The sequence below is a fragment of the Pseudomonas sp. BF-B-15 genome, assembly GCF_019946675.1.
Classification (GTDB): Bacteria; Pseudomonadota; Gammaproteobacteria; order Pseudomonadales; family Pseudomonadaceae; genus Aquipseudomonas; species Aquipseudomonas migulae.
This window is the reverse complement of record NZ_JAGYFZ010000010.1, coordinates 52,254-66,942: the sequence shown is the minus strand read 5'-3', so window position 1 is coordinate 66,942 and position 14,689 is coordinate 52,254. Positions and strand designations below refer to the sequence as shown.

Sequence of the window (14,689 nt, the reverse complement as noted above, 5' to 3'; positions counted from 1 at the left end):
ACAGTGGAAAACCACAGCTTATTTAATTACTTGCCTGACAAACGCTACATATATACCGCAACTTTATAGGTCATTCGTGCCGTTATTGACGAATGTAAGCATTGCCGCTCATTGCTCGTCGTTATAAACGAACTTTGGCATTTCCCAGTGAAAACGAATCGCCAACAACCGCAGCAGGAAGCCACCAAACAGCGTGATGAGAATGGCCTGTTCACCGGGCAGTTGCAGATAGATGCACAGCATGTAGCACCACGCCGCCGCGAAGGAGACGCTGGCGTAGAGTTCGCGGCGGAAGATCAGCGGGATGTCGTTGCAGAAGATGTCGCGCAGGATGCCGCCGAACACCCCGGTGATCACACCGCTGACCGACGCCACCAGCATGCCGTGGCCCATTTCCAGCGCGGTCATGCAGCCGATCAGGGTGAACGCCACCAGTCCCACGGCGTCGAGCACCAGAAACAGTGAGCGCAGGTGGCGCATCCAGCGAGCCGTGAAAACAGTGACCATGGCCGCAACCGAGGTCAGCACCAGGTATTCCGGGTGTTTGACCCAGGTCAGCGGGTAGTGACCCAGCAGCACGTCGCGCACCGAACCGCCGCCCAACGCCGTGATGCAGGCGATCAGCACCACGCCAAACCAGTCCATGCCGCGACGGCCGGCAGACAGTGCGCCGGTCATGGCTTCGGCGGTGATGGCGATCAGGTAAAGCATCAGCAACATGGTGGCGGTCCTTGCAGGAAGGCGCGCAGTCTAGCCATTTAGGTGCAGCACCAAAAGGGGGCGTTCACGGAGATAGGCCGCGTCGCTCCCTTCGCGGGCAAGCCTCGCTCCTACAGGTTTGCGCAAAACCTGTAGGAGCGAGGCTTGCCCGCGAAAGCGTCAGCACAGGCGCTGCTGAATCAGAATTTGATGAAATGCTTGCGGTAGTGCTGCAGCTCGGCGATGGATTCGCGGATGTCGTCCAGCGCCAGGTGGGTGCTACCCTTTTTGAAGCTGTCGCGCACGTCCGGCGCCCAGCGTGCGGCCAACTCTTTCAGCGTCGAGACGTCGAGGTTGCGGTAGTGGAAGAAGCTTTCCAGGGATTTCATGTGCGTATAAAGGAAGCGGCGATCCTGGCAAATGCTGTTGCCACAGATCGGCGACTTGCCCTTCGGCACCCACTTCTCCAGGAAAGCGATGGTCTCGGCTTCCGCTTCGGCCATGCTGATGCGGCTGTCGCGCACGCGCTGGGTCAGGCCCGAGCCGCCGTGTTGACGGGTGTTCCACTCGTCCATGCCGGCGAGGATTTCATCGCTGTGGTGAATCGCGATCACCGGGCCTTCGGCCAAGGTGTTCAGATCACTGTCGGTGACGATGGTGGCCATCTCGATGATGACGTCGGTATCAGGGTTCAGACCGGTCATTTCCAGGTCGATCCAGATCAGATTCTGCGGGTTTTGCATGTGTCGGCTCCTAGGCAATGCTGCGCAGTTTAGCCTAGGGAGGTGGCCGGGCGTGCTAAACTCGCGGCCGTTTTACCTAATCGCTGCATTCTTGATACGGAACACCCATGGCCAAACGCCAACTCAATCGTCGTCAAAACTGGCGCATCGAAAAGATTCAGGGCGAACGCGCTGCCCGCGCCGCCAAACGCGAGTCCTCGGCTGTCGAGGCACTTGAGGGTGGCGACCTGGGTCCGGAACAGACCGGCCTGGTGATCGCACACTTCGGTGTGCAGGTCGAAGTCGAAGCACTCGATGGCGATTTGGCCGGCCAGGTGTTCCGCTGCCACTTGCGCGCCAACCTGCCGGCGCTGGTGACCGGCGATCAGGTGGTCTGGCGTGCCGGCAACCAGGGCATCGGGGTGATCGTGGCGCAACTGCCGCGCAAAACCGAACTCTGCCGCCCGGACAGTCGTGGCCAGCTCAAGCCGGTGGCCGCCAACGTCGACATGATCGTCATCGTCTTCGCGCCGCTGCCCGAGCCTCACGCCAATTTGATCGACCGCTATCTGGTCGCTGCGGAGCACGCCGGCATCCGGCCGTTGCTGCTGCTGAACAAATTCGACCTGATCGACGAGCAGAACGCCCCGGCGCTGAATGCCTTGCTCGCGGTTTACCGCACGCTGGGTTATCCGGTACTGGAAGTGTCGGCGCACCACGGCAATGGCATGGAGCAACTTCAGGAACAACTGGACGGACGCATCAGCGTATTCGTCGGCCAGTCCGGCGTCGGCAAGTCGTCGCTGGTCAACAGCCTGCTGCCGGAAGTCGAAACCCGCGTCGGCCCGTTGTCCGAGCTGTCCGGCCAGGGCACTCACACCACCACGACCGCGCGGCTGTTCCACTTCCCCGGTGGTGGTGAGTTGATCGACTCCCCGGGTATCCGCGAATTCGGCCTGGGCCACGTCAGCCGTTCCGACGTCGAAGCCGGTTTCATCGAGTTCAACGACCTGATCGGCACCTGCCGCTTCCGCGACTGCAAGCACGACCGCGAACCGGGTTGCGCATTGCTCAAGGCACTGGAAGAAGGTCGCGTGCAGCAGCAACGAATGAACAGCTATCGCTCGATCATCGCGAGTTTGCCGGAGAGCAGCTACTAGGCCGCTTCTCGCAGAAACAAAAAAAGCCGCGATCATCTCGCGGCTTTCTCATTTTCGGTGCACAGCCCTGCACATCCAAAGTGTCATGGCTGTCCTGGTGCCTGCAAATTCGACGTAGTTTGGCGACACCGGGACGAGCGCAATACCTGTAGGAGCTGGCTTGCCGGCGATTGCGTCCGTTCAGTCACGTACTTATTGCCTGACCCACCGCTATCGCCGGCAAGCCGGCTCCTACAGGGAATCGCGTTTGCTTTCGCTTCTCACCACTCATCAGGCCGAGCGTTAGCTCGCCTTCCGCTTTTGATCTGAGCGCCCCCTCGAGAGGCCGAGCGCAGGTTCTGCGCAGTGGGCAACCCGGCATGGATGCCGGGTTAGCCGCCCCCGGCCATGGATGGCCGATGGCGGCGGGCCCACGGAGCAGGACCGGAGCGAGGGCATGGTGAGCATTAGCGAGCCACCGAACGAAAGGGGCAAGAGCCTTTTGGTTACTTTGGGGCTTTTCCAAAGTGACTCGCTGTAAGAGCGAAACCATAGGCGGCCGTTACCGCAGGAATGGATATGTACACACCAAAAAACCCACGCCAGCCATAAGGCCGCCATCGCCAGCAAGCCGGCTCCTACAAGGGACCGCGCTCAAACTGAAAATGAAGTGACCTCCAAACCAAAGCAAAAAAAAGCCGACATCGCTGTCGGCTTTTTTGTGGGTCACTGCTTCGGCGGTTCAGCCGGTTTCGGTGCCGGGTCATCGAACAGATTCAAGCGCTCGCGAAGCTCATGCGCCGGCAGCGGTTCTTTATCCGCCGGCAATGCATTCGGATCGGCCGGCACTTCACCCGGGCCGCCCTGCCCTTGCGTCGGCTCCGGAGTCGGCTCCGCTCCTTGCGAACCTTCGATGGCACGCTGGGCTTTTTTGGTCAGCACGATGATGTCGATGCGGCGGTTGACCGGGTTGAGCGGGTTCTCGCGATCGAACAATGCCGACGAGGCATAACCGACCACGCGTGCGATCTGCTGCTCCGGATAACTGCCCGCCACCAGCGCACGACGTGCAGCGTTGGCACGGTTGGCTGAAAGCTCCCAGTTGCCGAAATCACCCTGGCCACTGTACGGCTTGGCGTCGGTGTGGCCGCTGATGCTGATCTTGTTCGGCACCGCTTTGATGGTGTCGGCCATGGCCAGCAGAATGTCTTCGAAGTACGGTTTCAGGCGCGCACTGCCGGAGTCGAACATCGGGCGGTTTTCGGCGTCCACAATCTGGATGCGCAAACCATCCGGCGTGATCTCGAACAGAATCTGGTCCTTGAATTTCTTCAGTTGCGGATTCTCTTCGACCTTGTTCTGCAGTTCTTGCAGCAACAGTTCGAGGCGTTCCTTCTCCACCATCTCGGCCATGCCTTCGACCTGCTCGGCGTCGACCGTCACCTTGTCCGGCTGCGGCTGGGATTTCACCTCGGGGTTGAGGGTGTTTTCCGGCGCCAGGGTCGGCGTGCCGCCCAGATCGATGATGTACGGCGTACCGCTTTCGGAAAAGCCGATCGGGTCTTTGAAGTAACCGGCGATGGCGAGCTTCTGTTCCGGTGTCGCGGTGGACAGCAGCCACAACACCAGGAAGAACGCCATCATCGCCGTCGCGAAGTCGGCGAAGGCGATTTTCCAGGCGCCCCCGTGATGCCCGCCGGCGATGCGCTTGACGCGCTTGATAATAATCGGCTGATTATTTTCCATGACTTAGCGACCGCGAACCGCTTGTTCCAGCTCTGCGAAGCTAGGACGGTGCGCCGGGTACAGAACCTTGCGCCCGAACTCTACCGCCAGCGATGGCGGCATGCCGGAAGCCGAAGCCACCAGCGAGGCCTTGATGGCTTCGTAGACGTTCAGCTCTTCCTTGGCATCGTGGGCCAGGGAGTGGGCCAGCGGGCCGAAGAAACCGTACGCCGCGAGAATACCGAAGAAGGTACCGACCAGTGCCGCACCCACGTGCAGACCGATGGATTTCTGGTCGCCTTCGCCCAAGGACGCCATGGTCACCACGATACCCAATACCGCCGCGACGATACCGAAGCCGGGCATGGCGTCGGCGATGCCGTTCACCGCGTGGGACGGGTGTTCGAGGTCTTCCTTGAGGTTGTAGAGTTCCATGTCGAACAGGCCTTCCAGCTCATGGGGAGCCATGTTGCCGGAGGACATGATGCGCAGGTAATCGCAGATGAACGCGGTCATGCGCTCGTCTTTGAGCACTGACGGGTACTTGGCGAAGATCGGGCTCGCGGCGGCATCTTCAATGTCGCCTTCGATGGCCATCATGCCTTCGCGGCGACTCTTGTTGAGGATCTCGTAGATCAGCCCCAACACTTCAAGATAGTAGCCGTGATTGAAACGCGATCCGAACATGCTCAAGGACTTCTTGAGCACGTGCAGGGTCATGTAACCGGGGTTGGCCTGGAGGAATGCGCCAAGGGCCGCGCCACCGATGATCATCACCTCGAAGGGTTGTATCAGGGCGGCAATCTTGCCGTGGGAAAGCACGTATCCGCCGAGCACGCTCGCGAATACGACGATGATGCCGATTATTTTAGCCATAGGTAGGAGAGCACTTACTGAGTCGGGTTCAAGGTCATATTCGGAAGTTAAAAAATCTCTTCTTCTACTTATCGGCAAAACTGCGCCAGACTATAGCCAGTTCAGGCGAAAAGCCAATTTGGCCCACTTCGGGCATAGGTAATGCAGACGATGATCGCGTCCAACCATGGCTAACGAAACGAACGTTCCAACTCCAAAACCAAACACTCTCCAAGGCTGGGTAAAGCTTCTGGACGGCGTGCACCTGCCCGTTCCGCAAGGCAGTCATGACCGGGTCTGCAAGGCCATCGGCGACAACCGCAGCTCGTTGCGCGATATCGCCGAGCTGATGCAGGACAGCCCCGCCCTGGCCTTGAGCGTGATTCGCGAAGCCAACCGGCACACCCACGGCAGCATGACCGAGCCTGCGGAAAACCTTGAGGTGGCGATCAATCGCCTCGGTTTGAAGCGCACCGAAGAACTGCTCGCACGGCTGCCCGCGATACCGGAATCGGACATTCCCGTGACCCTGCGCCAGTTGCAGATGATCAGCCAGCACGCGACGCAACAGGCCAACGGCTTTTTCGCCGCTCGCCTGGCGCGGCTGTGGCAGGACATCCACTGGGGCAGCCTGCTGTTTTTATCGCCGCTGTGGCCATTGGCGTTGACCCATCCGCAATTGCTCGAAGAATGGGAGCTGCGGGTCATCCATAAGGGCGAGTCCGCACGTAAAGTCGAGAAACAATTATTCGGCGTACGCCTGCTGGAAATCGGTCAGGCACTGGTGGAAATCTGGCACCTGCCGAACTGGGTGCAGCAGGGTTACAAGCTGTTACTCAATGAGCAACGGGAACTGGTGAAAGTCCTGCGCATCGCGCGCGACAGCGATCATCCATTGCGCCAGCAGAACCGTCTCGATGACGATCCGACGTTACGCCGCTGGCTCAATCAGCCGGCCAACACGGTGTTGCTGGCCAACGGTCTGGCGCTGTCGGCACAGCACGCATGGGACTGTCCGCACAGTGAACGCTGGCAGTACCTGACCAGTCTTTACCTGCAAATGCCGATGGACGAGGTGCAGCAGCAACTTCACCAGCAGGCCGCCAACAGTGCGCGCCAGCACGCCATGCCAGACCTCTGGCACCCCGCCGTCGCGCTGCTCTGGCCGCAGGGCATGAACCGTGTGCACGCCGGTTTGCTGCCGGCCCCGGCGCCGACCGCCGAGGACCTGGCCAAGTGGCGCAAACAATGCGCCGAGCTGCTGGTGGAGCCGAGTCGTTTCACCAATGCCATGCACTTGACCAACTCGGCCCGCGATGCACTGGTTGCATGTGGCATGCGCCGGGTGATGATCCTGATGGCCGACCGCACACACGCCAATCTGCGCGTGCACCAGATTGCCGGGCTGCCGAAAGAAACGGCCGGCCTGAATTTCGTGGTCAGTCAAAGCACCGTGCTGCAACGCCTGCTCTCGCAGCAAGCCCAGGTACGACTGACCCCGGCCAACAACGCACAATTTTCGGCGCTGCTGCCGGCCAGCCTGCGCTCGCAGTTCGGTGGCGAACACCTGCTGTTGCGCTCGCTGGTCAACAACGGCCGCGTGATCATGATCGTGGTGGCGGACCAGGGCGGCGGGCCGTTCTCCGAAATTACCGTGCAAGCCTTTGGCAAAACGGCGCAGTGCATCGAGAAAGCCCTGCACACCTTTAGCCATCGCGGCCAATGACCCGCTACAATCCTCCCCTTTGTGCTCTGGAGACCTCACATGTCTGACTTCTCTGGCTTGCCGCTGGTGATCGAACCGAGCGACTTGCTCTCTCGACTAGATGCCCGCGATCTGATTCTGGTGGACCTGACCAGCAGCGCCCGCTATGCCGAAGGGCATATTCCCGGCGCGCGCTTTGTCGATCCGAAACGCACGCAACTCGGCCAGCCACCGGCGCCGGGCCTGATGCCACCGCAAGCGGCTCTCGAAGCGTTGTTCGGCGAGCTGGGCCACAACCCCGATGCGGTCTACGTCGTGTATGACGACGAAGGCGGCGGTTGGGCCGGGCGTTTTATCTGGCTGCTGGATGTCATCGGCCACCACAAGTATCACTATGTCGACGGCGGTCTGACGGCATGGCTGGCGGAAGGCTCGCCGATGTCGATACAGATCCCGCCCGCGGTCGGCGGCCCGGTTGCGTTGACCCTGCACGACGAACCCACCGCCACCCGCGAATACCTGCAAAGCCGTCTCGGCGCCGCCGACCTGGCGATCTGGGATGCGCGCGGGCCGCTGGAGTACTCCGGCGAGAAAGTCCTGGCGGCCAAGGGCGGACACATTCCCGGCGCGGTCAATTTCGAATGGACCGCGGGCATGGACCGGACGCGCAACCTGCGCATCCGCACGGACATGCCGCAGATCCTCGAACAACTCGGGATCAGCAAAGACAAAGAAGTGATTACCCACTGCCAGACTCACCACCGTTCTGGCTTCACCTATCTGGTGGCCAAGTCCCTCGGTTATCCGCGGGTCAAAGGCTACGCCGGCTCCTGGGGCGAATGGGGTAACCATCCCGATACGCCTGTAGAGATTTAAGGTTTTTAAGGACAGTTAATGAATAAGCGTTTGTTTATCCTCAGCCAATACCTGCTGCCCCACCACTTGCTCTCGCGACTGGCCGGCTGCATCGCCGAATGCCGTGTGCGCTGGTTCAAGAATGCGTTCACCGCGTGGTTCGCCAAGCGTTATCAGGTGGACATGTCCCAGGCCCTGGTCGAAGACCTGACCGCCTACGAGCATTTCAACGCGTTCTTCACCCGCGCCTTGAAAGACGGCGCTCGTCCGCTGGACGAAACCCCGGGCGCCATCCTCAGCCCGGCCGACGGCGCGGTCAGCCAGCTCGGCCCGATCGAGCACGGTCGCGTGTTCCAGGCCAAGGGCCACAGCTTCAGCGTGCTGGAACTGCTGGGCGGTGACGCGGCAAACGCCGCGCCGTTCATGGGCGGTGATTTCGCGACGATTTACCTGTCGCCGAAAGACTACCACCGCGTGCACATGCCGCTGGCCGGCACGCTGCGCGAGATGGTCTACATTCCGGGGCGGATTTTCTCGGTCAACCAGACCACGGCGGAAAACGTTCCGGAGCTGTTCGCCCGCAACGAGCGTGTGGCGTGCATTTTTGACACCGAGCGCGGGCCGATGGCCGTGGTGCTGGTGGGCGCGATGATCGTGGCGTCGATCGAAACCGTGTGGGCTGGTTTGGTGACCCCGCCGAAACGCGAGCTGAAAACCTTCCGCTACGACGAAGCTGCCCGTGCGCCGATCCACCTGGAGAAAGGTGCGGAACTGGGTCGTTTCAAACTGGGTTCGACGGCTGTTGTGCTGTTCGGCCCGGATCAAGTGCAGTGGGCTGAAGAACTGGCGGCCGGTTCGCCGGTGCAGATGGGCCAGGGCATGGGCCTGCCGAAAGCCTGATCCAACGCCGCTTTACTGTAGGAGCGAAGCTTGCTCGCGAAGGTCGTCAACGACAACCGGGATCTGCCTGATGATCCGCGTCGTCCTCCGGCTCTTCGCGAGCAAGCTTCGCTCCTACAGAGAACAGGCATTGCAATGCGCGCCCCCGAGTCATAGCTGCTAAAGTCTGGTCATTCACTGCCCATTTCCCGGTTGGAGTTTGTCCACCGCATGAATGAGACCAGTCCCCACCGTCTGCTGCGCGCCCCTGTCCCCGCACAGTTGCGCCTGTCGTTCTGCGAAGCCACCCCGCGCGACCTCAAGCGCTGGATCGCCAACCTGCCCAAAGCCAACATCGGCGAAACCGCTCGCCAGCTCTATCAAGGCTTGAGCGAACTGAACCAGTTACTGACACCCAGCGACAATCGCCTGCAATTGCTCGAACTGCTAAGGCCCGAGGTGTATTACGTCTGCAAACACCTGGAGCGGCATTTCCTGCACCAGTCGATTGCCCTCGACGAGCGTTCAAGCAAGATCGCCAACCTCTGCCAGGCGCTGCAAAGCCACTTGGCGATCGGCTATAAACAGATCGTCGTGCGCATCACGCCGCGCTTCAGCAAGGACCGTGCGCCGCTGCTGGCCCAGGCGTTGCAGCGGGCGATGCATTGCCTCAACGGGTCACTGATCCGCGCCACCCAACTCTATTGCCCGGTGCCGGAAGGCGTGTGGCTGGAGCTGCACCAGCTGTATCGAATCGCCTGTAGCCTTCGGCTGCAGCATCTGAACCTGCGCGATGAATTGGCGAGTCAGACGCAAAACCTGAGCATCGAACAGACGTACGTGGTCGCCCTGCTAGTGGGCGCCGCACGTTGCAATCAACTGCGCCAGAACCAGATCGCGCGGCTCGCCGAAGTGCTGGAGCCGTGGAGCAAACTGATCAAGCTGCAACCGGAAACACCGGCCGATGGATTGTTTGCCATCGCCCCGGAACTCGACATCGGGCCGCGTTACCGCTCGAAATTCCGGCCCGGGCAACAGGAGCGTTTGCTGGGGTTCGATCCGCAGCCGCTGGTCGCAGCCATCGACACCCATTTGGAAAAAAACGACAGTGAGTCGCCACTCCCGGTGCCAGCAGGCCTGAGCCTGGATACGCTGCAACACCTGAGGGCCGCGTGGGGGCAGGCGGTCGAGCGCAGTTTCCAGCGCACCGCCAGTCAAGGCACCTTGACCTTGTGCGTGGGCATGAGCGCGCTGCACTTCTATCTGGGCGGGCAGCGCCCGTTCAGCGAAATCCTGAAACACCCCGGCGCCCGCCGTGCGCAGTTCACGGCGATATCGCCCGCGCTCCGGGAAAAGGACCAATGGAGCCATGCCTTCGACGCAGCGCCCCACGGCACCGCCGACACGTTGCTGCCCTACGAAGAAATCGAATACCGGCAGCTGCAGAATGACGACAGTCACGAAGCCAGCGACAGCAATCGCCACTTTCCGACGTACGTCCTGCCCGTGATCAATCACAGCCCGGGCGGTTATTGCCTGGCCTGGCCTGACGCAGTGCCAGCCGAGCTACAGGCTGGCGAGATGGTCGGCATCGAGGACACGGCGGGCGCAGGCTGGAGCATTGCGGTGGTGCGCTGGATTCGCCAGGTTCGCGGCGGCGGCACGCAGATGGGCATCGAGCAAGTCGCGCCATACGCCGAACCTTGCGGCCTGCAACTGGTGCGCACCCGGGACGACCACAGCCACTACCTGCGCGGCTTGTTGCTGCCGGCCATCAGCGCGATAGATTTACCGGCCACCCTGCTCGCTCCGCGCCTGCCGTTCCAGGAAGGCCACAAAGTGCTGATCAACACCAACGGCGAGGAGCGCCGGGCCGGACTGGATCGGCGGGTGTCGAGCACCAACAGCTTCAATCAGTTTGCGTATCGGTCGCTTGAGGCCGCCAGAAACGACAACGCCGCGGGGAGCGGCGTGGTTGGTGTCGAGGAGGAGTTTGATTCGTTGTGGAAGACGCTTTGAGGGTGAAGTCCTGAGACCGCGGTGCGTCCTTCGCGGGCAAGCCTCGCTCCTACAGGGGTACGCAATTACCTGTAGGAGCGAGGCTTGCCCGCGAAGAGGCCCTATCAGTCAATACAAGACTCAGAGCTGCCCGTCACGATCCCGAAAACCCAGCAAATACAGCACGCCATCCAGCCCCAACGTGGAGATCGCCTGCTTCGCCGACTGTTTGACCAGCGGCTTGGCGCGGAATGCCACGCCCAGCCCGGCAATCGCCAGCATCGGCAAATCGTTGGCGCCGTCGCCGACCGCAATGGTCTGCTCCAGACGCAAGCCTTCCTTGTGCGCCAGCTCCTTCAGCAGATCCGCCTTGCGCTGCGCATCGACAATCGGCTCGACCGCCACGCCGGTGACCTTGCCATCGACCACTTCCAGCTCGTTGGCGAACACGTAGTCGATGCCCAGCTTGGCCTGCAATTGCTTGGCGAAGTAGGTGAAGCCGCCCGACAGAATCGCGGTCTTGTAGCCCAGACGCTTGAGCTCGGCGAACAGGGTTTCGGCGCCTTCGGTCAGGCGCAGCGAGGCACCGATCGAATCCAGCACGCTGACATCCAGCCCTTTGAGCAACGCCAGGCGTTCCTTGAAGCTGGCACGGAAATCCAGCTCGCCGGCCATCGCCCGCTCGGTAATCTCCGAAACCTGATCGCCCACACCGGCCGCCTTGGCCAGTTCGTCGATGACTTCGGCTTCGATCAGCGTCGAGTCCATGTCAAACACCGCCAGACGACGGTTGCGGCGGAACAGCGAATCTTCCTGGAAGGCGATGTCGACGTTCAATTCCTGGGCGACGCTGAGGAATTCCGCTCGTAGCGCTTGCGGATCCGCCGCTTCGCCACGCACGGAAAACTCGATGCAGCCCTTGCCTTTATCGGCCGGGGTATCCAGCGGCATGCGCCCGGACAGGCGATCGATGTGGTCGATGTTCAGGCCATATTTGGCGGTGATCGAGCTCACGGCCTGCAATTGCCCGGCAGTCACTTTGCGGGTCAATAGCGTCACGATGTGGCGTTTTTTGCCCTGATTACCGACCCATTGCTGGTAATCCTCTTCGGACACCGGCGTGAAACGCACCTGTTGGTCAAGCTCATAGCCCTTGAACAGGATGTCCTTGAGCACCGACTTGCCTTGCTCGGTGTCAGGAATTTCAACCAGGATGCCGAACGACAAGGTGTCGTGGATCACCGCCTGACCGATGTCGAGAATGTTCACACCACCCTGGGCCAGAACGCCGGTAATGGCCGCGGTCAGACCCGGACGGTCCTCACCAGTGATGTTTATCAGGACGATTTCGCGCAAGGCGCACCCCCGCAGGTGGAAAAAAACCGCATTCTACCCACTTTCAGTGACCATCGGGCACCGTGAGCGCTTTGCCGGTCTAGGGCCTGTCGCTATACTGCGCGTCAACTTCACGGACAAAAGAGCCGAGCTCAAGTGAACCGGCCCACGCCAGTTAAAACCGATAACTTCTTTCTGCTGATCTTCCGTGCACTGCGCCACCGCCGTGTACCGATTGCATTGCGCATCGCCAGCCATAACGTGATCCTGGTCGCTCTGGCCCTGGTGATCTACGCCTGCGTGATGGGTTTGCAGTTCAAGCAGGCCATGCACGAGCAGGCAGATGCGCTGGGCGAAAGCCTGACCACGCAGACCGCCACGTCCGCCACGGAGCTGTTGGTGTCCAACGACATCCTCAGCCTCAACGTGCTGCTCAACAACCTGACCAAGAACAAGCTGGTGGCCCACGCCGCCATTTATAGCGTGGATAACCGCATCCTCGCCGAAGCCGGTCAGCGCCCCAAGCACGGCCTGCTGGGCGAAGCCGAGGGCATGTACCAGAGCAAGATCACCTTCCAGGACGTGACCGCCGGGCAACTGCGCATCAGCCTGGACATGGATCAGTTCCAGCAACCGATGACCATCAGCCTGCAAAGCATGGGCATCTTGAGTGCGATTCTGTTGGCACTGTCCCTGGCCTTGAGCCTGCGCCTGGGTCGGCACATCTCCACGCCGCTGCTGCAATTGCGCGTGTGGCTGCGCAACATCGACGAATACACCCCGGCCACCGACCGCCAGGATGAAATCGGCGACCTGGCTCGCCAGCTGCACGCCAACTTCGCGCCGGAACCGGCCGAGCCGGAGCCCGCACCGGAACCTGAGTTCGACGACGTCGATTACGACGATGACGCCGAGCCGTCCTTCGAAGTGCGCAACCTGCGCGACCCGAGTTTCGACGAGACCAAGCCTGTCGCTAGCCTCAAACCTGCACCACGGCACATCGTCAGCACCGTCGAAGACGAAGATGACGACGATGCGTTTGCCGATTTGCGTGATGAATCGACAGCCGCGAAACCAGTAGTCAGAGCGCCAGTATCGAACGTGCCGCAACACAGCGCAGTGCTGGCCGTGCAACTGGGCGCCCAGGATCAATTGCGCCGCCTGCCACGGGCGCGCCTGGAAGAACTGCTCAAACGTTATCGCGATTGCCTCGATCAGGCGGCCTCGCTCTATGAGGGCGAACTGCACAGCCTGAACGATGGCAGCACGCTGATGGTGTTCCACACCGAGGACAGCGGCGACGACTACCTGACCAACGCCATCTGCTGCGGCGAGTTGCTGCGAGCCCTGGGCCATCAGTTGCAGATCGAAGTCGCCGACAGCGGCATCACCCTGCAATTGCAGCTGGGCGTGACCTTGGGTGATGAGCTGTTCGGTCTGAGCCAGATCGACCTGTTGCTGACCGAAACCGCCCAGGACGCCCTGGCCCTGTCGCAACACAGCCGCAATCTGCTGCTGGTGGAGCGCAAGATCAGTGACGACGCGCTGATTCGCCAGCGCGCGCGAATCCGCCCGATTGCCAGCCCTGAGGGTGCGTGCTGCGTGGAGCGGTTGATGGAGCCTTATCCGTCGATGCTGGAGCGACAGTTGGCGCGGATGCATGAGCGTCGGGCGTAAGCCTTAGCCCCGCAGTAAAAAAACCCGCAGACAAGTGATTGTCTGCGGGTTTTTTGTTGCCTGTTCCGCCGTCATCGCCGGCAAGCCAGCTCCTACAGAAATCGTGTTGCCCGCATAATGTATGCACGACGCGGAACCTGTAGGAGCTGGCTTGCCAGCGATGGGGCCGTCAGCAGCACCGAGGATTTCCAATCTGCAGAAACAACAAAGCCCGCATCTCTGCGGGCTCTGTTTGAAATCTATCCAGGCCTTAGAACCTGAACACTTCCATATCCGTACGGATCGGTGCAGCCATCGGGATCTTCGGCTGTTTCTCTTGCTCTGTCGCCGGAGCCACAGGCTTGGCCGCCGGTTTTTTTGGCGCTTCTGCAATCGGTGGCTGATTGGCCAATGGCTTGAGCGCGATCGACAGCTGTTCGGCGAGTTTCTGCAGCAACACACCCTGAGCCTGAACCTGCGCCGCTGTACCGCCCGCGTGCTGTTCTTGCAGATGAACGATGCGGTTATCGCGAACCTGCCCGCGACGGTCGATCAAACGCCATTGAGCATCGAGGATCGCCGGTTGCGACTCACCCGAGTCCAGGCGCGTGATGGTCAGCAGTACCTGAACATCCGGCGTGAAACCCACGCTCGCCGGCGCCAGCACCACACGTTGACTGTCCAGATGACCCGCTACCTGACGCAGCAACAGTTGATCGATGTCGGAAGAAAGGCTGCCGGCCCAACGACCATCGGTCGAGGCCTGAAGGCTGCCATCCGGCTGACGCTGCAGCAACGTTTCACGCTGCAGGTAATCGGCAACCGTTACCGGGCCGAGCAATACCGCCATGCCCGCGCTTTGCGCAGGCTGAGCCGGACTTCCGCTGTCCAGCTGATACAGCGACACCGGTTGGTGAACGCTGCAACCCGCCAGGCCAAGAACGCCAGCGAGCATCAAAATAAAAGGAAGGCGCAGAGCAGTCATCGTCCCATCCAGGTGGTTGCCACAAGGCACACCACAGTGAAAATACTCAATAAATATGAAGAACGCTCGGCCACGCCGGCGCTTGGAAAGGCCATATCATCCGTGAATATGCGTTCCGACTCCAGCGGCAAAGCGT

General features: G+C 61.1%; 12 protein-coding genes. 6 read left to right on the top strand and 6 right to left on the bottom strand.

From position 1 onward, the window contains the following. Positions 1-108: 108 nt before the first annotated feature. On the bottom strand, positions 109-720 hold the full coding sequence (locus KGA97_RS05440) for a trimeric intracellular cation channel family protein (RefSeq protein ID WP_008035291.1): 612 nt from the start codon (positions 718-720) through the stop codon (positions 109-111). Between the two features lie 179 nt (positions 721-899). Beyond that, positions 900-1,442 carry an oligoribonuclease gene (gene orn / locus KGA97_RS05435; RefSeq protein WP_008035288.1) on the bottom strand — a complete coding sequence of 181 codons (543 nt, stop codon included), beginning with the start codon at positions 1,440-1,442 and terminating at the stop codon, positions 900-902. A gap of 107 nt (positions 1,443-1,549) precedes the next feature. Here orn and rsgA point away from each other — a divergent pair, with 107 nt between their 5' ends. After that, positions 1,550-2,581 (top strand): small ribosomal subunit biogenesis GTPase RsgA, encoded by a 1,032-nt coding sequence (gene rsgA / locus KGA97_RS05430; RefSeq protein ID WP_008035286.1) that lies wholly within the window; start codon positions 1,550-1,552, stop codon positions 2,579-2,581. A gap of 705 nt (positions 2,582-3,286) precedes the next feature. On the opposite strand, the gene motB is transcribed toward rsgA, so the two are convergent. After that, positions 3,287-4,306: a flagellar motor protein MotB gene (gene motB / locus KGA97_RS05425; protein WP_192226918.1), complete on the bottom strand. Its 1,020-nt coding sequence runs from the start codon at positions 4,304-4,306 to the stop codon at positions 3,287-3,289. Between the two features lie 3 nt (positions 4,307-4,309). Further along, positions 4,310-5,161, bottom strand: coding sequence for a flagellar motor stator protein MotA (gene motA, locus KGA97_RS05420; protein WP_008027935.1), 852 nt, complete (start codon positions 5,159-5,161; stop codon positions 4,310-4,312). Between the two features lie 166 nt (positions 5,162-5,327). Between motA and KGA97_RS05415 the strand changes: the two genes are divergently transcribed. The 4 genes from KGA97_RS05415 (at position 5,328) to KGA97_RS05400 (ending at position 10,598) form a co-directional block, all read left to right on the top strand. Next, positions 5,328-6,866 (top strand): HDOD domain-containing protein, encoded by a 1,539-nt coding sequence (locus KGA97_RS05415; protein WP_223480336.1) that lies wholly within the window; start codon positions 5,328-5,330, stop codon positions 6,864-6,866. 39 nt (positions 6,867-6,905) lie between these two features. Further along, a complete protein-coding gene (locus KGA97_RS05410; protein WP_008040417.1) occupies positions 6,906-7,721 on the top strand; it encodes a rhodanese-like domain-containing protein in 816 nt (271 codons plus the stop codon). Positions 7,722-7,739: 18 nt separating this feature from the next. Beyond that, positions 7,740-8,600: an archaetidylserine decarboxylase gene (gene asd / locus KGA97_RS05405; RefSeq protein WP_008040415.1), complete on the top strand. Its 861-nt coding sequence runs from the start codon at positions 7,740-7,742 to the stop codon at positions 8,598-8,600. 210 nt (positions 8,601-8,810) lie between these two features. Beyond that, positions 8,811-10,598 carry a molecular chaperone gene (locus tag KGA97_RS05400; protein WP_223480335.1) on the top strand — a complete coding sequence of 596 codons (1,788 nt, stop codon included), beginning with the start codon at positions 8,811-8,813 and terminating at the stop codon, positions 10,596-10,598. A 120-nt stretch (positions 10,599-10,718) separates the two neighbouring features. Here KGA97_RS05400 and serB read toward each other — a convergent pair whose 3' ends face one another. Then, positions 10,719-11,933, bottom strand: a complete 1,215-nt coding sequence (gene serB, locus KGA97_RS05395) for a phosphoserine phosphatase SerB (RefSeq protein WP_008027919.1) — start codon at positions 11,931-11,933, stop codon at positions 10,719-10,721. Between the two features lie 135 nt (positions 11,934-12,068). On the opposite strand from serB, the gene KGA97_RS05390 reads away from it, so the two are divergent. Then, complete coding sequence (locus KGA97_RS05390) at positions 12,069-13,589, top strand: AhpA/YtjB family protein (RefSeq protein ID WP_223451136.1); 1,521 nt, start codon at positions 12,069-12,071, stop codon at positions 13,587-13,589. A 250-nt stretch (positions 13,590-13,839) separates the two neighbouring features. Here the strand turns inward: KGA97_RS05390 and KGA97_RS05385 are convergent, their stop codons facing one another. After that, positions 13,840-14,553 carry a membrane integrity-associated transporter subunit PqiC gene (locus KGA97_RS05385; RefSeq protein ID WP_008027916.1) on the bottom strand — a complete coding sequence of 238 codons (714 nt, stop codon included), beginning with the start codon at positions 14,551-14,553 and terminating at the stop codon, positions 13,840-13,842. Positions 14,554-14,689 lie beyond the last annotated feature (136 nt).